The 20,880-nt window shown below is 63.9% G+C and carries 11 protein-coding genes; 9 read left to right on the plus strand and 2 right to left on the minus strand.

Annotated elements, in window-relative coordinates:
* Nucleotides 1-23: 23 nt before the first annotated feature.
* From CKW13_RS08590 to argR, 5 genes are all read left to right on the plus strand, one after another.
* Nucleotides 24-713 (plus strand): ABC transporter permease, encoded by a 690-nt coding sequence (locus tag CKW13_RS08590; RefSeq protein WP_095108158.1) that lies wholly within the window; start codon nt 24-26, stop codon nt 711-713.
* Entirely contained in the window at nt 710-1,408 is a 699-nt protein-coding gene (locus CKW13_RS08595) for an ABC transporter permease (RefSeq protein WP_095108159.1), read from the plus strand. The genes CKW13_RS08590 and CKW13_RS08595 overlap by 4 nt, the downstream gene beginning before the upstream one ends.
* Before the next feature lie 2 nt (nt 1,409-1,410).
* The gene (locus tag CKW13_RS08600) at nt 1,411-2,523 is read left to right on the plus strand and encodes a succinylglutamate desuccinylase/aspartoacylase family protein (protein WP_095108160.1); all 1,113 of its coding nucleotides are present in this window, start codon (nt 1,411-1,413) and stop codon (nt 2,521-2,523) included.
* A gap of 27 nt (nt 2,524-2,550) precedes the next feature.
* Nucleotides 2,551-3,315, plus strand: a complete 765-nt coding sequence (locus CKW13_RS08605) for an ABC transporter ATP-binding protein (protein WP_095108161.1) — start codon at nt 2,551-2,553, stop codon at nt 3,313-3,315.
* Nucleotides 3,316-3,417: 102 nt separating this feature from the next.
* Entirely contained in the window at nt 3,418-4,398 is a 981-nt protein-coding gene (gene argR, locus CKW13_RS08610) for a transcriptional regulator ArgR (RefSeq protein ID WP_095108162.1), read from the plus strand.
* Nucleotides 4,399-4,489: 91 nt separating this feature from the next.
* On the opposite strand, the gene CKW13_RS08615 is transcribed toward argR, so the two are convergent.
* Nucleotides 4,490-10,402: a dermonecrotic toxin domain-containing protein gene (locus tag CKW13_RS08615; RefSeq protein ID WP_095108163.1), complete on the minus strand. Its 5,913-nt coding sequence runs from the start codon at nt 10,400-10,402 to the stop codon at nt 4,490-4,492.
* Nucleotides 10,403-10,500: 98 nt separating this feature from the next.
* Nucleotides 10,501-15,585, minus strand: coding sequence for a dermonecrotic toxin domain-containing protein (locus CKW13_RS24415; protein ID WP_095108164.1), 5,085 nt, complete (start codon nt 15,583-15,585; stop codon nt 10,501-10,503).
* A gap of 309 nt (nt 15,586-15,894) precedes the next feature.
* Between CKW13_RS24415 and CKW13_RS08625 the strand changes: the two genes are divergently transcribed.
* From CKW13_RS08625 to astD, 4 genes are all read left to right on the plus strand, one after another.
* Nucleotides 15,895-17,115 (plus strand): aspartate aminotransferase family protein, encoded by a 1,221-nt coding sequence (locus CKW13_RS08625; protein ID WP_095108165.1) that lies wholly within the window; start codon nt 15,895-15,897, stop codon nt 17,113-17,115.
* 138 nt (nt 17,116-17,253) lie between these two features.
* Complete coding sequence (gene aruF / locus CKW13_RS08630) at nt 17,254-18,273, plus strand: arginine/ornithine succinyltransferase subunit alpha (RefSeq protein ID WP_095108166.1); 1,020 nt, start codon at nt 17,254-17,256, stop codon at nt 18,271-18,273.
* Nucleotides 18,274-18,334: 61 nt separating this feature from the next.
* Entirely contained in the window at nt 18,335-19,360 is a 1,026-nt protein-coding gene (gene astA, locus CKW13_RS08635; protein WP_095108167.1) for an arginine N-succinyltransferase, read from the plus strand.
* On the plus strand, nt 19,357-20,826 hold the full coding sequence (gene astD, locus CKW13_RS08640) for a succinylglutamate-semialdehyde dehydrogenase (RefSeq protein WP_176465077.1): 1,470 nt from the start codon (nt 19,357-19,359) through the stop codon (nt 20,824-20,826). Before astA ends, astD begins: the two co-directional genes overlap by 4 nt.
* Nucleotides 20,827-20,880: the final 54 nt, after the last annotated feature.

Here is a 20,880-nt window from a genome sequence, read left to right on the forward strand (position 1 = left end):
CCCAACTTCCGAGGACCTGAATCATGTTGAAAGGCTACGGGGCTGTCATCCTCGATGGCGCATGGTTGACGCTTCAGCTCGCCTTGTCATCCATGGTTCTGGCCATTGTTCTGGGGCTGATCGGGGTCTCGCTACGCCTGTCGCCCGTGCGCTGGCTGGCCTGGCTGGGCGACCTGTATTCCACCGTGATCCGCGGCATTCCCGACCTGGTACTGATCCTGCTGATCTTCTACGGCGGCCAGGACCTGCTCAACCGCGTGGCGCCGCTGCTGGGTTTTGACGACTACATCGACCTCAATCCGTTGGCCGCCGGTATCGGCACCCTGGGGTTCATCTTTGGTGCGTACCTGTCGGAAACCTTTCGTGGTGCCTTTATGGCGATCCCCAAGGGGCAGGCCGAAGCGGGCCTGGCGTACGGTATGAGCAGCCTGCAGGTGTTTTTCCGGGTCATGGTGCCGCAGATGATTCGCCTGGCGATCCCCGGTTTCACCAACAACTGGCTGGTGCTGACCAAGGCCACCGCGCTGATTTCCGTGGTGGGCCTGCAAGACATGATGTTCAAGGCCAAGCAGGCGGCAGATGCCACCCGCGAGCCGTTCACCTTCTTCCTTGCAGTGGCGGCCATGTACCTGGTGATTACCAGTGTCTCGCTGCTGGCATTGCGTCACCTTGAGAAGCGCTACTCGGTAGGCGTAAGGGCGGCTGATCTATGATCTTCGACTACAACGTCATCTGGGAGGCACTGCCGCTGTACCTGGGCGGGCTGCTGACCACCTTGAAACTGCTGGGCATTTCGCTGTTCTTCGGCTTGCTGGCCGCCTTGCCCCTGGGCTTGATGCGCGTCTCCAAGCAGCCGGTGGTGAACATGACGGCGTGGCTCTTCACCTACGTGATCCGCGGCACGCCAATGTTGGTGCAGCTGTTCCTGATCTACTACGGCCTGGCCCAGTTCGAGGCGGTGCGCGAGAGTTTCCTCTGGCCCTGGCTGTCGAGCGCGACCTTCTGTGCGTGCCTGGCCTTTGCCATCAACACCAGCGCCTACACCGCCGAAATCATCGCCGGCAGCCTGCGGGCCACGCCCAATGGCGAGATCGAAGCGGCCAAGGCCATGGGCATGTCGCGCTACAAGCTGTACCGCCGCATCCTGCTGCCGTCGGCCCTGCGCCGGGCACTGCCGCAGTACAGCAACGAAGTCATCATGATGCTGCAGACCACCAGCCTGGCCTCCATCGTGACCCTGATTGACATCACCGGTGCGGCGCGTACGGTCAACGCCCAGTATTACCTGCCGTTCGAGGCCTACATCACCGCTGGCGTGTTCTACCTGTGCCTGACCTTCATCCTGGTGCGCCTGTTCAAACTGGCCGAGCACCGCTGGCTGGGCTACATGGCCCCACGTAAGGCCTGACCATGGAACGTATCGATCATCCATTGCCCTGGAGCCACTTGGGCAGCGAGCGCAGCCTGTCGGTGTTCCGTTTCGGCCAGGGCGAGCGCAAGGCCTACATCCAGGCCAGTTTGCACGCCGATGAACTGCCGGGCATGCGCACCGCGTGGGAGTTGAAAAAACGCCTCGGCGAGCTGGAGGCCCAAGGCCTGCTCAACGGCGTCATCGAACTGGTGCCGGTGGCCAACCCGCTGGGCCTGGGGCAACTGCTGCTCCACAACCACCAGGGCCGTTTCGAGGCCGGCAGCGGCAAGAACTTCAACCGTGATTTCGCCGAGTTGAGCGAGCCGGTGGCGCAACAGCTCGACGGGCACCTGGGCGATGACCCCCATGCCAACGTGCGGCTGATCCGCCAGGCCATGCTCGACACCCTGGCGGCCCTGCCGCCGGCGGCGACGCAGTTGCAGGGCATGCAACGCCTGCTGCTGACCCACGCCTGTAGCGCCGACGTGGTGCTCGACCTGCATTGCGACGCCGAAGCTGCGCTGCATATGTACGCCTTGCCCCAGCATTGGCCGCAGTGGCGTTCCTTGTCCGCGCACCTGGGGGTAAAAGTTGGCTTGTTGGCCGAGGATTCGGGCGGTAATTCCTTCGATGAAGCCTGCTCGCTGCCGTGGCTGCGCTTGTCGCGGCGCTTCCCTGAAGCGCAGATTCCCCTGGCGTGCCTAGCCACTACGGTGGAGCTGGGCGGCCAGGCCGACACCACCCGCGAGCAGGCTTGCGCCCACGCCGAGGGCATCCTGGCATTTCTCGCCGAACAAGGCTTGATTGGCGGCCAGTGGCCTGCCGCCGCCCACCCGCACTGCGAAGGCATGCCCTTTGAAGGCACCCAATTGCTGTTCGCGCCGCACCCGGGTGTGGTGAGTTACCTGCGCCGGCCTGGGGAGTGGGTCGAGGTGGGCGATGAGATTTTCGAGGTCATCGACCCGCTGGCCGATCGGGTCAGCACCGTGTGCGCCGGCACATCCGGCGTGTTGTTCGCCGTTGAGCGGCAACGTTATGCCCAACCCGGTTTATGGCTGGCCAAGGTGGCGGGGCGCGAAGCGCTGCGCCACGGGCGCTTGCTCAACGACTGACTGACTGTTTTTGTGAGAACCGACCGCATGTACAAACTTGAAGTCCAAGACCTGCATAAACGCTACGGCAGTCACGAAGTGCTCAAGGGCGTGTCCCTGAAAGCCGCCGCCGGCGATGTGATTAGCATCATCGGTTCCAGTGGCTCCGGCAAAAGTACCTTTTTGCGCTGTATCAACCTGTTGGAGCAGCCCCACGCGGGCAAGATCCTGCTCAATAACGAAGAGCTCAAACTGGTGGCCAACAAGGACGGTGCACTCAAGGCCGCCGACCCCAAGCAGTTGCAGCGCATGCGTTCGCGCCTGTCGATGGTGTTCCAGCACTTCAACCTGTGGTCCCACATGACCGCCATCGAAAACATCATGGAAGCGCCGGTGCATGTGTTGGGTGTGTCCAAGGCCGAGGCCCGGGAAAAAGCCGAGCACTACCTGAACAAGGTCGGCGTGGCCCACCGCAAGGACGCCTACCCGGGCCATATGTCCGGCGGCGAGCAGCAACGTGTGGCGATTGCCCGGGCGTTGGCGATGGAGCCTGAGGTGATGCTGTTCGACGAACCGACCTCGGCCCTGGACCCGGAGCTGGTGGGCGATGTGCTCAAGGTCATGCAGGCCCTGGCCCAGGAAGGCCGCACCATGGTGGTGGTGACCCACGAAATGGGCTTTGCCCGGGAAGTGTCTAACCAGTTGATCTTCCTGCACAAAGGCCTGGTGGAAGAAACCGGCGACCCGCGCGAAGTGTTGGTCAACCCGCAATCGGAGCGTCTGCAACAGTTCCTTTCGGGCAGCCTGAAGTAATAGTTCCTGTTGTGCACCCAATTAGGTCATGCTGCGCAGCGCGCGGCCACTGGCCTGGTTGGGTCGCCGTTTTAACCCTGTTTTCGTTTCGGATTGCCCGCCATGACTGCCCATCGAATTGGTTTCCTGATTTGGCCCAGCACTAAAGCCTTGACGCTGGCGCTGGCCGAGGAGGCCTTGCGCGTTGCTCAGCGGGTGCACCCGGATGTGGTCTACCAATTGTCGTTCTTGCAGGCCGAAGCCCCCGGCGAAGGTGCCTGGCAACTGCCGGGCGAGCCCTGGGCCGGCAAGCTCGAAGGCTTGCACAAGCTGTTTCTGTTGGCCGACGAACCGCCCGCCGCCCTGGTGCCTGCGCTCAGCGGCGCGCTCAAGCAACTGGTGCGTGCCGGGTGTGTGATCGGCGGTCTCTCTGCCGGTGTCTATCCCCTGGCGCAACTGGGCCTGCTCGACGGCTACCGTGCCGCCGTGCACTGGCGCTGGCAGGACGACTTTGCCGAGCGTTATCCCAAGGTCATTGCCACCAGCCATTTGTTCGACTGGGATCGCGATCGCCTGACCGCGTGTGGCGGCTTGTCGGTGCTCGACCTGCTGCTGGCGGTGCTGGCCCGCGACCACGGCGCGGAGTTGGCCGGGGCGGTGTCGGAAGAATTGGTGGTCGAACGTATCCGTGAAGGTGGCGAGCGCCAGCGCATCCCCTTGCAGAACCGCCTCGGCTCCAGCCATCCGAAGCTGACCCAGGCGGTTTTGCTGATGGAAGCCAACATTGAGGAGCCGCTGACCACCGACGAAATCGCCCAGCACGTGTGTGTGTCGCGGCGCCAGTTGGAGCGCATCTTCAAGCAATACCTCAACCGAGTGCCGAGCCAGTACTACCTGGAACTGCGCCTGAACAAGGCCCGGCAGATGTTGATGCAGACCAGTAAGTCGATCATCCAGATCGGCCTGTCCTGCGGCTTCTCCTCGGGGCCGCACTTCTCCAGCGCCTACCGCAACTTCTTCGGCGCTACGCCCCGGGAAGACCGCAACCAGCGGCGTAGCAGCAGCCCTTTTGAGCTGTCTTCGGTGCCTTCGGAGCGGGGTTAAGGCTACCGAGCCTGGCTTGCCAGCGATGGCCGCCCCAATATCGTTATCGCGAGCAAGCTCGGTGCCTGCTGGGTTGTAAGGCCCTCGCGCCTCAAGCCTCTGACGGCCTCATCGGTTGCGGCGTCAGTGGGGTGCCATCGGCCGCCACAGTCGCTTCTTCCACATTCAGGCTGTTGCCGGTCAGCACATAGTACTGGCGCAAATACTCCAGGCTTTGCTCCGACAGCGGGTTGCCGCTCAGGTCGGAGTCATCGTCCAGCGGCGTAGGCAGTTCCAGGATGTCGGAGGGAATCTCGCGGATCAGGTTGTTGCGCAGGTTCAAGGCTCTCAACTGGCTAAGGTTGAACAGCCCCGGCGGGACTTCGGTCAGGCCCGTGTGGCCGAGGTAGAGGGTGGTGAGCTTGTGCATATGGCTCAGGTCGGGGGTGCGGCCCAGCGGGTTTTCCTCCAGGTCGAGGAACTCCAGGTTGCTCATGCCGCTTAACGCATCGGCGCTTGAGGCGCTGAGGTGGACATCGCAGTCATCCAGGCCCAGGACGATCAGCCTCGGTGTGTTCAGCACCACTTGCGGCACATCGCGCAGGGCGTAGCCGCTGATGCTCAAGCTGTTGAGGTGCGGGAAAGACTTGAGAAACGCACTGACGTCCATCCCGGATTTGTCCCCCACCAACTCCAGCTCGGTGATGGCCTCGAAACGGGCGCCTACCTGTGGCAGGTCGCCCATGACGTGGGTGTCGATCAACAGTCGCTGGGGGTTCATGGCGTCCTGGGGCGGTTCGCGGTGCCAGCAACGCTGCAATTGTGCCTTAAAAGACAGGCGCCGGACTTGTTCCGCGGCGCGGCTCTGTTCGTCCAGTGGGGTGCCGTGCAGAGGGTGCTGCAACGGTACGTCCAGCGCCCATTGCGAAAGATCGGCGTCGAGCGTTTGTGCTTCGGTTTCCAGGCGCGTCAGGTGCAGGGAGATGTCGTCCAGGGTACCCGGCAGTTGGAATAGCACGCCGTTGATGTCATCGTCCGCGAGCGTGGGGTAGAGCATGCGGGCGCGCGCTTGGTCCTGGGGCGGGGCGTCGGCCCCCAGGTGTACGCGGTTGGCCTGGCAGTAGCTTTTTATCTTCTCCAGGGTCGCTGCTGACAAGGGGTTGGCGCTAAGGTCCAGCCCTTGGGTGGCCGCGGCGGGCATGGCAAAGAGTTCGTCGGGCACTTGGGTGATGGCGTTGCGGTTCATCTTCAGGGTCAACCTGGGCAGGGCGTCTTGCAGCGTGGTGCTGATCTCGTTGAGCCCGGTATTTTGCAGGGAGAGCTCGATCAGATGAGGCATGCGCGCCACATCCGGCAGCAGGCCAATGGGGTTGTCGTCCAGATGCAGGCGTTGCAGATGCGGCAACCCGGCCAGGGCTTGCACCGATTGCGCAGTCAGTTCTATGGCGCCCTTGTTCAGGCTCAGCCCCCGTAACCCTGACAGTTGGAAAACACTGGGCGGGATGCTCCCCAGCAACAGGTTTTCCGTGTTCAGGCGCTCCAGGGCGGTGAAGTTGCCGAGCAGGTTGGCGATCTGCACGGCGGCGCCATCGCCTTTGAGCGTCAACGTCGAAACGTGCCCCAAGGCGGCGTGCAGTTCGGGCAATGGGCCCGTGGCCGAGAGGTCGAGGGCCAACTCGTGGGTGGGGGGAGAGCCCAGGCTGTCGGGGTCCAGGGCGGTTTCTCGGCGCCAGCAGGCCTGGAGTTCGTTCTTGAAGGCCAACCGCGCGGTGCGTGTTGCCTCGCTGGCGTTCGGGTCGCTGATCCAGGGGCTCAAGTCGTTTTCCAGTTGTGCGTACTCCACCTCCAGGCGCGCCAGCTCGATGGTCCCCATTTCCAGGTTACCGGGCAGGCTGTAGATAAAACGGTTGATGTCCTGATGGCCGAAGGTGGGATACAGGGCCTGGACCTGGGCTCGGTCGGCGGCGGGTGCGTCGGCTTCCCAGTATTGGCCGGTTCGATGGCAGTAGGCTTTGACCTGTTCCAGCGTCGCACGCGACAGCGGGTTGTTGCCCAGGTCGAAGCGCTCGCTGGTACGCGCTGGCAGGTCGAACAGTGCGGCGGGCAACTCTTCGATCCGGTTGTTGGAGAGGATTGCTGTTTGCAGGTGCGGGCGGTTGCTCAGGCCGGGCGGGAACTGGGCAATGCTGGTGCCCTCCAGGTCGATGTATTCCAGGTCTGGCATGTTTTCCACGCTAGGGGTCAGGTGTAAGGGGTTGCTGAACAGGTCCAGGGTTTTCAGGCGCGGCATGGCCGTCAGTCGGCGCTGGCTGTCGGCGGTGAGGGTGATGTTGCACTCACTGAGCACCAGCTCGTTGAGGGTGGTCATGTCGAAGACTGCGGGCGGCAGCTCGCCCAGGGGAATGCTGCGGATGGCCAAAAAGCGCAGCCGTGGAAACCCCTGCAAGAAGGCATTGAGGTTGCCCAGAGGCAGGTTGTTGCCTTCCAGGGTCAAGTGGGAGATGTACTCGAACCTTACGCTGAGCAGCGGCAACTCACTTTCCAGCGAAGTCCCCAGGTGCAGGGTGCGGCCATTGCGCGTGGGCGGTTCGTAGTAGTCGTCGAGCGCGGTTTCATGGCGCCAGGCGCGCCGCAGCTCCTGGCCCCAGAGCCGGCGGGTCTGGCGTTCGTAGGCATGTTGCTGTTGGCGCAGTTGCAGGTTGGGGCCGAGGGAGGGGCGGCGCACGTTGTTTTCCCACACGGCAATGTCCTGATCCAGGGTCAGGTATTCGTGTTGCAGGCTGGCCAGTGCCGACTGAGCTCCGCCGGGTACGCGGCGCAAATTGACGCTTAGGTCGCGGATCTGTTCCGGGGACCAGGCCGGGAACAACTGATGCACTTGCTGCTCCAGGGACGGGCCTTGGCTTGGCCCAGGCGTAGGTGCGGCACGGTAACCTTCCATTCCGCCGGGCAGGCGCATGAGGCGTGGGTCATAGGTCGGCTTGCGCACCGGTTCTGCGGCCAGCAGGGCGCGCAGGCGCGTACGGTCGATGGCGTGTCGGATGATGCCCTGCTTGAGCTGCGGGCCTTGGGCGATGTGGATTTTCAGGGCATCACGCGCGGCATCGGGCAAGGCCTGGAGAATTGCGGTGTACAGGTCGGTCTGGCCAAACAGCGGGCCCTTGGCGTCGGCTGGGATGTAGTGGCCGTCCTCGGTGGCGATCAACAGCCGCTGCACGGCCCCGTAAGGATTGCCGATGATCTCGCGGTTGCGGCCGCCGGCCGAGTATTGCTTGACTTGAATGCACACATCTGTGGGCCAGCCCGGCAGTTGCTGCAGAGAATGCAGCGCCAGCCTATCGGTGTCGGGGTTGTCCACACTCGCCAGGTAGAGCCCCTCGTAGGCGCGGCTGATGCGTACTTCAAGGCGTGCCCAGCGGGCGAGTTCGACCAGGTGCGTGGGCACGCGCCCGGCGTCGATTTGCTTGAGGTCAGCGGCGCTGGCGTTACTCAGCAGCTCCTCGGCGGCGCTCAGGGGCAGGCCCGGTGTGGTGTCGATAAGGGTCGTCAGCCTGGGGTCCTGGGTGTATTCCTGGGTGCGGTAACGGGAATCGAACAGCGATGTCCGTTTGCCCTGGGCCAGGCTGGCGAGCCGCTTGCGTAGCTTTTGCGTGCGCGCTTGCAGCGAGGTGGCTGGGTAGCCGAATTCCTCTTCCAGCAGCACCTTGCGCTCCGGTTCGCTCAGGCTTTGCAGGACGGTGGACAAAAACTCGCCATTGTCCAACTGAGCCTCGTGGATCTGTACCACGCTGGCGTCCGGGTCGCCGGCCAGTTCCCAGGCGGTTTTCCCCTGGCCGTCGAGAAAGCGCAGGGTCTTGCTGCGCGGCAGTAGGCCATAGTGGCTGAGCAGCATGACCTGGGTCTGTTTATCGGCTAAGGCATACACCGCCGGGTCGTCGCTGTTGAGCTGGGCGATGAATTCCTCCAGGGCCTGGTCGATCACGAAGCGCTTGTGGCTGTCTTTGAGCAGCGGCGGCATTGGCTCTTGATTGAGGTGCAGTTTGCGCAGTGCATCGGCGTCGGTGGCGCTGATGTGGCGCACTTGCGCCAGTTGGCTGTCGCTCAAGCCGTCCGCGTGGTAGCCCAGGCGCCGCATCAGGGTGCTGTCATTCCACGCCAGTGGGTTTTCCTCGGTGCCCAACCAGGCGCCTTCACCGTTGCCGCGGGCGAGGGGGCGGTAGGCTTCGGGGCGCAAGGGGTGGAGCAGGTGCGGACGGGCGCTGGCCGGGTCCGGTGCGACCACATAGTGCTTGCCGGCCAGGGGCAGCACCTGTTGCCCGCGCAAGGTGTGCAGGCCCTGGGTGTCGGGGCGCGAGTGCTTGGCCAGTTGCAGGTCATGGGCGTAAGGGCTGAGGTCCGGTTGCCACAAACGGGTCTTGCCGTCTGTCGAGGTGACCGGTTTGAGTCGGTCGAAAAACGCCCACAGCTGGGGCGAGAGCGTCTTGCGCAACACGTCTTCGGCCAGGGGCAGGCCTGTGGCGAACAAGCCCAGCTGAACCAGTTGCTCGGCGATCGACATCAGGTGTTCGAAGGCTTTGCTGCGTTGGCCTTCGGCCCAGTCGACAATGCCTTCGATGGTCTCGTCCAGCAGTTGGTAGGCGCTGTAGCCGAGCATCAACAGGCCCATGGGTGGGACAAAGGGCGTCGCGATGAACGCTGCGACCTCCAACAGGCCGCTGGCGATTTTCGCCACAGCGTCCCAGCGCCGCCAGCGTGCCTGCTGGTCAGCGCGGGCGGTGGCGACGGCGATGCTCTGGGCGTCGTTTATCAGGGCATTGAACTGAGCCTCATACAGATGCTTGAACAACTCGTCGTCGAACTTCACGGCCCTCAGTTGCAGGTTGGGGCGCTCGATAGGTTCTTCGCGCCATGTCGGCAGCGGGTCGCCCGGGGAATGGGGATGCCAGGTGATGGCGCTGAGGCGGTTGTTGAGGTCGGCAAAAAAATGTGGGCGTATCGAATGCTCCACAAAACGGCTGAAAAACTTCTGGTACTGCGGTGTGCGCAAGCGGGCGAGCAGGTCTTGCATGAAGTCGGCGCTGGACGGGTAGTGCTTGAGCGGGTGCTGAGGGTCTTCAGGGATGTAGGCGATCACCGGCGCTACGCCCTGGCTGTGCTCAAGGTCCGGGGCGAACAGCACGATGCCGGTCATCCTCGCCGACATCAGGTACAGGTCGTGGCACAACAGGGGTTCGCAGCCTGCTTCCAGAGGGGGCGTGCCGTCGAGCAAGAAGTGCAGCGATGAATAGGTGCTGGCAGGAATGTCGTTTTTCATCAGTGCCATCTGCAGGGCGACCTTCAGGGCCGCCACTTGGCTGTCGCGCACTTTGCCGCGTAGGCGCGCGTCGGCCACGGGGTTGTCCAGCCCCAGGTATTGCTTGAGGTAGCGCTGGTACTGGGCGCCGATGTCCAGCTCCCGGCACAGGCGGGCGAAGGTTGGCACACTGAGCCGCGCATTGATGGCCGAGAGGCTCTCGAACAGGCCGTTGGCGTCGGGGCGGCTGATGAACCGGGAGTTGGGGTCGTAGGCATCGGCCAGGGTCTCGGCCTGCTCGAAGTTGTGCAGCGCCGCATCGCGCAATGACAGGGTGCGCACTCGGCTGGCGTTGGCGGCGATCGAGAAGGCAGAAAGCGGCGCCGCCACGTAGAGGCGCAGGTAAATGGTCGCCACATCCTGCTCGATACCGAAGCGACTTTTCAGGGCCAGTTGCAGGCGCTCGCTGGCGAAGTCCTCGGGGCTTTGCAGGTCTTGCAGGGCCTTGTCGACCAGGTTCTGTGTGGTCCAGGCCTGGGCGATCAAGGGTTTGAGTTGCCGATGCTGCTCGCCCGAGGCACTGGCGTACCAGTCGGCAATAACCACTGGCGCGGCTTTGAGCGCGGCCTGCTTATGCGCTGAGGCCTCGCCCAGCCATTGGGGAATGGCGTTCTGAAGAATCTCGCGGTGCAGGTCGCGAAAGCGCGCGGGGGGAAGGGGGGGAAGAGACATGAGGTCGTCCTTGTCAGGTAATGAATATGGGGAGTGGCAAGCGGCAGGCTCATCCGTGATGTCTTGCCGCTTGAAGCTCGCCGCTTGCCGCTAAAAACCTATTCCTCGATCGGCTGTACGACCGGGTCGACGATGACGCCGGCCGTGGGGTCGCCGTAGTTGGGGAACTGTTCGGTGCCCAGGTTGATTTCCATCGGGTTGCTCAGGTTGACGTTCAACTGCACGCCGGTCTGGCGGTAGTAGTGCTTGAGCCGTGTCAGGCTCTGTTCGGACAGAGGGTTGCGGCGCAAGTCAAAGTTCTCGCTGACCTGGGCGGGTATTTCGAAGAGGTCGTCAGGGATTTCGCTGATGTTGTTGTTGCTCAAGTCGGCTTTCTGCAAGCCCTCGATGGTCAGCAGGCCCTTGGGGATTTCGGTGGTGCCAGTGTTTTGTAGCGACAGCTCTATCAGTGCGCTCATTTTGCTCACGTCCAGCGTTTGGCCGAGGCGGTTGTGGCTCAGGTCCAGGTACTCCAACTGTTCAAGCTCGGCTAGCCAACCGGCGGTTTGTGGCGTAAGCCGCAGGGAGCAATGCACGATGTCCAGGGCCACGAGGTTGCCCAGCCTTGAAACGGCGCTCGGCACCACGTCCAGTTGGAGGTTGTGTAGGTACAGGTTGTCCAGGTTGGGAAAGAGGGCCAGGAAGCGATCGACTTCCAGCAGCAGGCCATTACTGTGCAACGAGAGGTAGGTGACGTGGCTGAAGTCCGCCGTGAGTGCGGGCAGTTCGCCCATGATCGATAGGCTGGCGGAGAGCATGTGGCCGGGTACCAGGAGGTCTGTGTCCTCGCTGTCACGCTCGCTCAGGCGCCGCCAGCATATTTTGAGCTGATTAGAAAACTCCAGGCGCAGGGCCTGTTGTTGGGCGACTTCCGTGGCGCTCAACGCCCGCCCAAGGACCAAATGGTCGCCGGGCACCGCGACGGTCCAGGCTTGCAAGTCGTCCCCCAGTTTTTCGAACTCGGCCTCTAGGGCTGTCAATGCCTGGCGGGCTCCTTGAGTGTCGCCGGGCAAACGATAGAAGAAGCGGCTGGCGTCGTTCTGGGTGAACTTGGGGTAAAGCGCTTGAACTCGTTGTATATCGGGCATCGCGGCCTCGACCCCGAAATTGTGCCCGGTGGCTTGAAAGTGTGCGCGGATACGCTGGCGCACGGCTTCGGGGTAAGGGTTGTTGCCCAACTCCAGCTCATCGGCGAACGTCAGGTGGTTGCTGAACAGCGCAGGCGGCAACTGCTGCAGGTTGTTGTTGCGAAGCCGTGCGCTAATCAGCCGTGTCCGGCTAAGCAAACCGTTGGGCAGTTCGCGGATGTGCGTACGGCTTAGATCCAGGTACTGCAGGTTGTCCATGGCGCTGACATCGGGGGACAGTTCAAGCGGGTTGCCGAACAGATCCAAGATCTCCAGCCCGGTCAGGGTCGCCAGTTGCCCGCGGGTGGCGGTGGTCAGTTGCAGTTGGCAATGGGTCAGCAGCAACTCCTTGAGCTGGGGCATGTGCCCGAGTGCGTCGGGCAGAGTGCCCAGCGCAATGCTATCGAGCTCCAGGCGATGCAGGTTGGGGAACCGCAGCAGTAACCCATGGGCCCCCAGCGTGGCATTGTTGCCTTTGAGCGCCAGCACCGTGAGGTGGCTGAAGTCGCAGGGGAGTTGCGGCAATTCGCCGATGAGGTCCTCCGAAAAACGCAGCTCCAAGTGCTGTTGGTCGTGGAGGAACTCATGCTGGACGTTTTGCCGCCAGGAGGCTTTGACCTTGGCCATGAAGCGGCGTCGGGTGAGTTGTTGCAGCACCCGTTCGCTGTCGCTGATGAGCTCGGCGGTGATGGGGTGTTTTTGGGGAGGGGTGACAACCCACTTGGCCAGCGTTGCGGTGAGTTCGGCAAACTCCTGCTCTAGGCGATCCAGGCTGGCCAGGGCGCCGGCCGAGGTGGATTGCAGGGCATACAAGAAGGCCTGAATACGCTGGCGGCCGAAACTGGGGAACAACCGTTTGGCTCGCATTTGCAAGGCCGTGTAGCCAACGTTCAGTTGGCCGTAGCCTTCCATGCCACCGGGCAGGCGCATCAAGTCTGGGTCGTATGCGGGTTTGCGGATGGGCTGCTGCTCCAGCAACTGGCCCAGGTTTTCGCGATCCAGCGCATGGTCGCGCAAGCTCTGGCGCAGACGCTCGCCCTGGCCGATGTGCAAGTCCAGGGCGCGGCGGTGCTCGTCCGGCAAGGCTTGCAAGATCGCATCGTGGAACTCGCTGGCGGCGTGCAGGGTCTGGCCCCGGTCGTCGTAAGCCTGGTAGCGGCCATCGTCCAGGCGCACCAAAACCTTCTGGACACTGGCCTGAGGGGGGCCGATACGATCGCTCAGGGCGCCGTCGAATGAATAATCGCGCACGCTGATGCTGGTGTCGGCCAGCCACCCGGGCAGGTTAGGCAACGAATGCAGTGCAAGGCGATGGCTGTCGGTGTTCTCGAATGACTTGAGGTACAACCCCTCGTAGGCGCGCGACACGCGAACCTGCAACAGGGCTGCACGGCTCGCTTCGCTCCAGGAGGCGGGTAAGCGGCCTTGGTCCAGCTCGGTCAGTTGCGCGGCGCTGGCGTTGTGCAGCAGTTCCTCGGCGACGGCGGTGGGCAGGCCGGGTGCGGCGGCGACCAGGGTCTGCACCCGTGGGTCGGTGGAGTGCTCCACGCCCCGGTAGCGGGCTTCAAAAATTGAGGCGCGTTTGTTCTCGGCGGTCTGTGCCAGGGCCTTGCGCAACTGACGCGTGCGGGCCTGGAGGCTGAGGGTGGGGGCGCCGAAGTTTTCGCCGAACAACGCTTTGATTTGAGTGTCATCCAGCGCGCTCAGAACCGCTTGCAGGAAGTGGCCGTTGTTGAAGTGTTCAGTGCTGACCTGGATGACCGGCAACCCGCGATCGGCATTGAAAGTCCACAGGCTATTGCCGTCGGTGTCCACCACGCGCAGCGCCTTGGACTCGGGCCACAAGCCGTAGTTGGTCATCAGGTGCAGTTGGGACTGGATGTCGGCCTGGTGATAGAGCGCGGGGTCGTCGCTCTTGAGCTGCTCGATCAGCGCCTGGATGTCCTTGTCGATGTTAAGGCGCGTGAGCATGTCGGCGAGCAGGGGCGGGGCCGGCTCGTGCTCAACGTGCATCTTGCGCAGCACGTCTTCGTGATAGCCGCTAAAGCGCAGCAGTTCTTCGCTTTCGCTGGCGGTCAGGCGCGCGGCGTTGAGGCCCATGCGCCGCAGCACCGTGCCTCTGTCCCATTCCAGGGGCTGGTCCAGTTCGGTTTGCCAGGCCCCTTGGGCGTAATGGCGCAGTTTGGGGCGGTAGCCGTGGGGGCGTTGCGGGTGCGTGATGCGGTGCTCGCCGGTCAGCGGGTCATGCGTCACCGCGTAGGTTTTGCCCTCAAGGGTCAGCAGTTGCTTGCCCTCGGCCGCGTGCAGCCCGAGGCTGTCGGCCCGGGCACCGGGGGTGGGGCGCAGGGCGGTTTCATAGGGGGCGAGGTCGGGCTGCCAGTAGCGCAGCTTGCCGTCGCTGGCGGTTACTGTCTTGAGCCGGTCGATAAAGGCCTGCACTGGTGCCGGCAGGGCGTCGCGAAAGGCGTCGGCGGCAACCGCCCCGCCTACGCTCAGGGTGCCAAGCTGGACGATGGACTCCACCACCTCCATGAAATGCTCGAACGCCTGCTGCCTCTGGCCCTCGGCCCAGTCGACGACAGATTCGAAGGTGTCATCCAGCAACTGATAAGCCATGTAGGCGAGCATCACCTCGCCAAGGAGTGGCACGAACGGTGCCAGCAGCATCGAGGCTGCGTTGAGCACCGAACTGGCAATTTTCGTGAAGGTGTCCCACAAGGCCCAGCGCACTTGGCTGTCGACGGTTGCAGTGGGCACGGCGAGTACGCGGGCGTCGTTGAGGATCTTGTCCAGCTTGCTGTGATGCAGGTGCAGCCACAGGTCTTCGCGCACGGCGAGGGCCGACAGTTGCAGGTTCGGCCGCTCAATGGGTTCGGCGCGCCACGAGGGCAGTGGGCTGCCGGGCACATGGCGATGCCAGGTGACCCGGCTCAGGCGCTGTTGCAGGCCCGCAAAGAACGGCGGGCGGTCCTGCTGGGCGACGAAACGGCTGAAAAAATGCTGATAGTCGGGCTCACGTAGTTGGCGAACCAGTTCTTCGGTGAACGCCGCTGCGGACTCATATTCGCGGAGCGGGTGCGCCGGGTCGTCGGGAACGTACGCCACGATTTTGAGCACTTGATCGTGCTGTTCAAAATCGGCACCGAACAGCACGATCCCGGTCAACCTGCTGGACATGATCGCCAGGTCGTGATGGCACAGAGGCTGACCATCGAGGGTGACGTCCGGGTGGCCGTCGAGGTAGCGGCGCAGGGCGTGAAAACTGTCCTGGCTGATTTCGTTTTGCATCCGTGCCAGGTGCAGCGCGGCCTTTAGTGCGGCTTTCTGGCTACGGCCGACGCTGGCGCGCAGGGTGGCGTCCAGCGTCGCATCGGTCACGCCCAGCTGGCGTTCCAGGTAGGCCTGGTAACGCTGACCAATGTCCAGCGCCCTGCACAGGCGGACGAACGCGGCGATCGGCAGGCGCTGCTTGATGCCTGGGAGAATGTCGTACTGGTTGAGCCGGTCGGGCTCACTGATGTAGTCGGAGTGGGCGTCGAACGCGTCTTCCTCGGCTTCGTCGGCTTCAAAGTTATGCAGGGCCGCCGCCAGCAGTGACACCGTCCAGGTACGCGTGGCGCCGGTTGGGATGGGGAAGGGCTCGGCGGTCGCCGGAATGTACAGTTGCAGGAAGGTGCGGCGAACGTCCAAATCCAGCCCGTGCTGGGCCTTGAGCGCGGCGATGAGCAGGGGTTCGGCGAAGGCGTTGATGTCCTGTACTTGGGCCAGTAGTTCGTCGACCTGGTTTTGCGCGGTCCAGTGGGCGTTGTTGAGTTGCTGCAACTGCTGGTGTTGGTCAGGCGTTGCGCTGGCGTGCCAGGGCGGCACCTGCGTGCGGACACGGGCCAAGGCCTGGCGCCGGGCCGGCGGGGCATTGCGCAGCCAGTCGGGCACCGCATCCAGTAGTAAGTGGTAGTGGGATGGCGCGTGCAGGGGCGGGGCGCTGGTCCCGAGGTCCGGTGTGTGTGGGTGAGGCATTGTTCAATCCTTGTCGTGCCTGGAGGGGCGACTAGGAAAGCAAAGCGCTATCGGACAGGGGCGCTACATAGTTATCGGGAAGGCCTGCGCGCTTGAAATCAAATCCCCCGGCGCTGCCTATAAAGGCGGCGGGCAGTTTAAACTGCGCCTTTGCGACGCTATATGTCGCATTGCCGTAAACCCGGGGAAAACCGGGGTTCGCGCTATAAGAAGTTGTCGCTTGGCGGCAAGGCCGGGCTGAAAACTGTCCTTACAATCCCTTTCATCGCTCGCCAGTTCCAGGCGAGTGTTCCTTACCAGGAGACTCCGATGTCCGTTGAGCACGCTGCGGTACAACGCGCCGATTTCGATCAGCTTATGGTTCCCAACTACGCCCCTGCCGCGTTCATCCCCGTGCGTGGCCAAGGCTCGCGCGTGTGGGACCAGTCCGGCCGCGAGCTGATCGACTTCGCCGGCGGCATCGCGGTGAACGTCCTGGGCCACGCCCACCCGGCGCTGGTCGGTGCCTTGACTGAGCAGGCGAACAAGCTGTGGCACGTGTCCAACGTGTTCACCAACGAGCCGGCCCTGCGCCTGGCCCACAAGCTGATCGACGCGACCTTCGCCGAGCGCGTGTTCTTCTGCAACTCCGGCGCCGAAGCCAACGAAGCAGCCTTCAAGCTGGCGCGCCGCGTAGCCTTCGACAAGTTCGGCGCAGAAAAATACGAAATCATCGCCGCCCTCAACAGCTTCCACGGCCGCACCCTGTTCACCGTCAACGTCGGTGGCCAGTCCAAGTACTCCGACGGTTTCGGGCCGAAAATCACCGGTATCACCCACGTTCCGTTCAACGACCTGGCCGCCCTCAAAGCCGCCATCTCGGACAAGACCTGCGCCGTAGTGCTGGAGCCGATCCAGGGCGAAGGCGGCGTGCTGCCGGCCGAACTGGCTTACCTGCAAGGCGCCCGCGAACTGTGCACCGCCCATGACGCGCTGCTGGTATTCGACGAAGTGCAGACCGGCATGGGCCGCACCGGCGAGCTGTTCGCCTACCAGCACTACGGCGTGACGCCGGACATCCTCACCAGCGCCAAGAGCCTGGGCGGCGGTTTCCCCATCGCCGCGATGCTGACCAGCGAAGCGCTGGCCAAGCACCTGGTGGTCGGCACCCACGGCACCACTTACGGCGGCAACCCGCTGGCATGCGCGGTGGCGGAAGCGGTGATCGACGTCATCAACACCCCGCAGGTGCTCGCTGGGGTCAAGGCCAAGCACGCGCAGTTCAAGGCGCGCCTGGAACAGATCGGCGAGCAATACGGCCTGTTCACCCAGGTCCGTGGCCTCGGCCTGCTGCTGGGCTGTGTGCTCAGCGATGCCTGGAAGGGTAAGGCCAAGGACATCTTCAACGCCGCCGAGCGTGAAGGCCTGATGATCCTGCAAGCCGGCCCCGATGTGGTGCGCTTTGCCCCAAGCCTGGTGGTGGAAGAGGCCGACATCGAAGAAGGCCTGGCCCGCTTCGAGCGCGCCGTGCAAAAGCTCACGCAAGCCTGATAGACCTTTCGCTGCCCGGGCAACCGGGCAGCGAAACCCATTTTTTGTGCCGGGCTGCCACACCGTATCTGGGTTGAACCAGGTCCATGGCCCGGCATTTTTTCCTCTGTAGGTTTTTTCAAGTTAAGGAGTGACACCATGCTGGTGATGCGCCCCGCGCAAATGGCTGATCTGGGCGAGGTACAGCGTCTGGCCGCGGACAGCCCGATTGGTGTCACGTCCCTGCCGGATGATGTCGAACGCCTGAGCGACAAGATCGCGGCCAGCGAAGCCTCGTTCGCCGCCGAAGTCAGCTTCAACGGTGAAGAAAGCTACTTCTTCGTCCTCGAAGACAGCGCCACTGGCAAACTGGTGGGCTGTTCGGCCATCGTCGCCTCGGCCGGCTATTCCGAGCCGTTCTACAGCTTTCGCAACGAAACCTTCGTGCACGCCTCCCGCGAGCTGAAGATCCACAACAAGATCCACGTGCTCTCCCAGTGCCACGACCTGACCGGCAACAGCCTGCTGACCAGTTTCTACGTGGTGCCCGAGCTGGTGGGTTCGCCCTGGTCGGAACTCAACTCCCGCGGGCGGCTGCTGTTCGTCGCCAGCCACCCGGAGCGCTTTGCCGATTCGGTGGTGACCGAAATCGTCGGCTACAGCGACGAGCACGGCGAGTCGCCGTTCTGGGACGCCATCGGGCGCAACTTTTTCGACCTCAACTACGCTGCCGCCGAGCGCCTGTGCGGGCTCAAGAGCCGCACCTTCCTCGCCGAACTGATGCCGCACTACCCGATCTACGTACCCTTGCTGCCCGACTCGGCCCAGGAGGCCATGGGCCAGGTGCACCCGCGGGCGCAGATCACCTTCGACATCCTGATGCGCGAAGGCTTCGAGACCGACCACTACATCGACATCTTCGACGGTGGCCCGACCCTGCATGCACGGGTGTCGAGCATCCGCTCCATCGCCCAGAGCCGTGTGGTGCCGGTGAAAATCGGCGAGACCGGCAAGGGCGGCACCCGGCCTTACCTGGTTTCCAACGGCCAGTTGCAGGACTACCGCGCGGTGTTGCTGGAGCTGGACTGGGCGCCGGGTAAACCCGTGACCCTGGATCTGCAAGCCGCCGAGGCCCTGGGCGTCGGCGAAGGTGCCAGCGTGCGCCTGGTGGCGGTTTAACGCCTTTACAGCAGCGAGTTTTACGGGTGGTCGCCAGCGACGGCCCGTTTGAGGAGAAAGCATGATCGTTCGTCCCGTACGCAGCAGCGACCTACCGGCGCTGATCGAGCTGGCCCGCAGCACCGGCACCGGCCTGACCACCTTGCCGGCCAACGAAGAACGCCTGGCCCACCGGGTCGGCTGGGCCGAGAAGACCTTTCGCGGCGAAGCCGAACGCGGCGACGCCGACTACCTGTTCGTGCTTGAAGACGATGACGGCCGGGTCGTGGGCATCTCCGCCATCGCGGGCGCCGTGGGCCTGCGCGAGCCCTGGTACAACTTCCGGGTCGGCCTGACGGTCAGCGCCTCTCAGGAACTGAAGATCTACCGCGAAATCCCCACCCTGTTCTTGGCCAACGACCTGACCGGCAACTCCGAGCTGTGCTCGCTGTTCCTGCACGCCGACTACCGCAGCGGCCTCAACGGCCGGATGCTGGCCAAGGCGCGGATGCTGTTCATCGCTGAGTTCCCGCAGTTGTTCGGCAATAAGATCATCGCTGAGATGCGCGGCATGTCCGACCCGGCCGGCCGCTCGCCGTTCTGGGAAAGCCTGGGCCGGCACTTCTTCAAGATGGAATTCAGCCAGGCCGATTACCTGACCGGCGTGGGCAACAAGGCGTTCATCGCCGAACTGATGCCTAAATTCCCGCTGTACACGTGCTTCCTTTCCGAAGATGCGCGCAACGTGATCGGCAAAGTGCACACCGACACCGAGCCGGCGCTGGCCATGCTCAAAAGCGAAGGCTTCAGCTACCAGGGCTACGTCGACATCTTCGACGCCGGCCCGGCGGTGGAGTGCGAGACCAGCAAGATCCGCGCAGTGCGCGACAGCCAGGCGCTGGTGCTGGCCATCGGTACGCCGGGCGACGACGCCACCCCTTTCCTGATTCACAACCGCAAGCGCGAGGACTGCCGCATCACCGCCGCCCCTGCGCGCTTTGCCGCGGGCACCCTGGTGGTTGACCCGCTGACCGCCAAACGCCTGAAACTCAACGCCGGCGACCAAGTGCGCGCCGTGCCGCTGTCCGCTGCCCGGGAGCCAAAATAATGAATTCGCTATACATCGCCGGCCGCTGGGTCGAAGGCCTGGGCCAGGCATTTGAATCCCTCAACCCGGTGAGCCAGGACGTGCTGTGGTCCGGCAAGGGCGCCAGCGCCGAGCAGGTCGAGGTAGCCGTGCAAGCGGCCCGCGAGGCCTTCCCGGCCTGGGCCAGCCGTTCCCTGGACGAACGCATCAGCGTGCTCGAAGCTTTCGCCGCCAGCCTGAAAAACCACGGCGACGCGTTGGCTCGCTGCATCGGCGAGGAAACCGGCAAGCCGTTGTGGGAGTCGGCCACCGAAGTCACCAGCATGGTCAACAAAATTGCCATTTCGGTGCAGAGCTACCGCGAACGCACCGGCGAGAAGAGCGGCCCGCTGGGCGACGCCACCGCCGTGCTGCGCCACAAGCCCCACGGTGTGGTGGCGGTGTTCGGCCCCTACAACTTCCCCGGGCACCTGCCCAACGGCCATATTGTCCCGGCGCTGCTGGCGGGCAACAGCGTGCTGTTCAAACCCAGCGAACTGACGCCCAAGGTCGCTGAGTTGACGGTCAAATGCTGGATCGAGGCTGGCCTGCCCGCCGGCGTGCTGAACCTCTTGCAAGGTGCCCGCGACACCGGCGTTGCCCTGGCGGCGAACCCGGGTATCGACGGCTTGTTCTTCACCGGCTCCAGCCGCACCGGCAACCACTTGCATGCGCAGTTCTCCGGGCGCCCGGACAAGATCCTGGCCCTGGAGATGGGCGGCAACAACCCGCTGGTGGTGGAGCAGGTCGCGGACCTGGACGCGGCGGTGTACACCATCATCCAGTCGGCATTCATTTCCGCCGGCCAACGCTGCACCTGCGCCCGCCGCCTACTGGTGCCGCAAGGCGCCTGGGGCGACAGCCTGTTGGCGCGCCTGGTGGCGGTCAGCGCGAGCATCGAGGTGGGGGCGTTCGACCAGCAACCGGCGCCGTTCATGGGCTCGGTGATTTCCCTGCAAGCGGCCCGCGCCCTGATGGACGCCCAGGCTCACCTGCTGGCCAACGGCGCCCAGGCGCTGCTGGCGATGACCCAGCCCCAGGCCGGCGCGGCGCTGCTGACGCCGGGCATCCTCGACGTCACGGCCGTGGCCGAGCGCCCCGACGAAGAGCTGTTTGGCCCGCTGCTGCAAGTGATCCGCTACGCTGACTTCGACGCGGCAATGGCCGAGGCCAACAACACCCAGTACGGCTTGGCCGCGGGCTTGCTGTCGGATTCCGAGGCGCGCTACCAGCAGTTTTGGCTGCAAAGCCGCGCCGGGATCGTCAACTGGAACAAGCAACTGACCGGCGCCGCCAGCAGCGCGCCGTTCGGTGGCGTCGGCGCCTCGGGCAACCACCGCGCCAGCGCCTACTACGCGGCCGACTACTGCGCGTACCCGGTAGCGTCCCTGGAAACCCCAAGCCTGGTGCTGCCCGCCACACTGACGCCGGGTGTGCGGTTGGTGTAACCCTGTTCCTGTGGCAGCGGGCTTGCTCGCTGCCATAGACAGGGCCCTATAAAA

Origin of the sequence: Pseudomonas sp. Irchel 3E20, from assembly GCF_900187645.1 — a bacterium.
Classification (GTDB): Bacteria; Pseudomonadota; Gammaproteobacteria; order Pseudomonadales; family Pseudomonadaceae; genus Aquipseudomonas.

Coding starts and splice junctions, on each gene's coding strand:
- aruF (WP_095108166.1), top strand. CDS start 17,254: ATGCTGGTGATGCGCCCCGCGCAAATGGCTGATCTGGGCGAGGTACAG.
- CKW13_RS08595 (WP_095108159.1), top strand. CDS start 710: ATGATCTTCGACTACAACGTCATCTGGGAGGCACTGCCGCTGTACCTG.
- CKW13_RS08625 (WP_095108165.1), top strand. CDS start 15,895: ATGTCCGTTGAGCACGCTGCGGTACAACGCGCCGATTTCGATCAGCTT.
- CKW13_RS08600 (WP_095108160.1), top strand. CDS start 1,411: ATGGAACGTATCGATCATCCATTGCCCTGGAGCCACTTGGGCAGCGAG.
- CKW13_RS08605 (WP_095108161.1), top strand. CDS start 2,551: ATGTACAAACTTGAAGTCCAAGACCTGCATAAACGCTACGGCAGTCAC.
- CKW13_RS08590 (WP_095108158.1), top strand. CDS start 24: ATGTTGAAAGGCTACGGGGCTGTCATCCTCGATGGCGCATGGTTGACG.
- CKW13_RS08615 (WP_095108163.1), bottom strand. CDS start 10,402: ATGTCTCTTCCCCCCCTTCCCCCCGCGCGCTTTCGCGACCTGCACCGC.
- CKW13_RS24415 (WP_095108164.1), bottom strand. CDS start 15,585: ATGCCTCACCCACACACACCGGACCTCGGGACCAGCGCCCCGCCCCTG.
- astA (WP_095108167.1), top strand. CDS start 18,335: ATGATCGTTCGTCCCGTACGCAGCAGCGACCTACCGGCGCTGATCGAG.
- argR (WP_095108162.1), top strand. CDS start 3,418: ATGACTGCCCATCGAATTGGTTTCCTGATTTGGCCCAGCACTAAAGCC.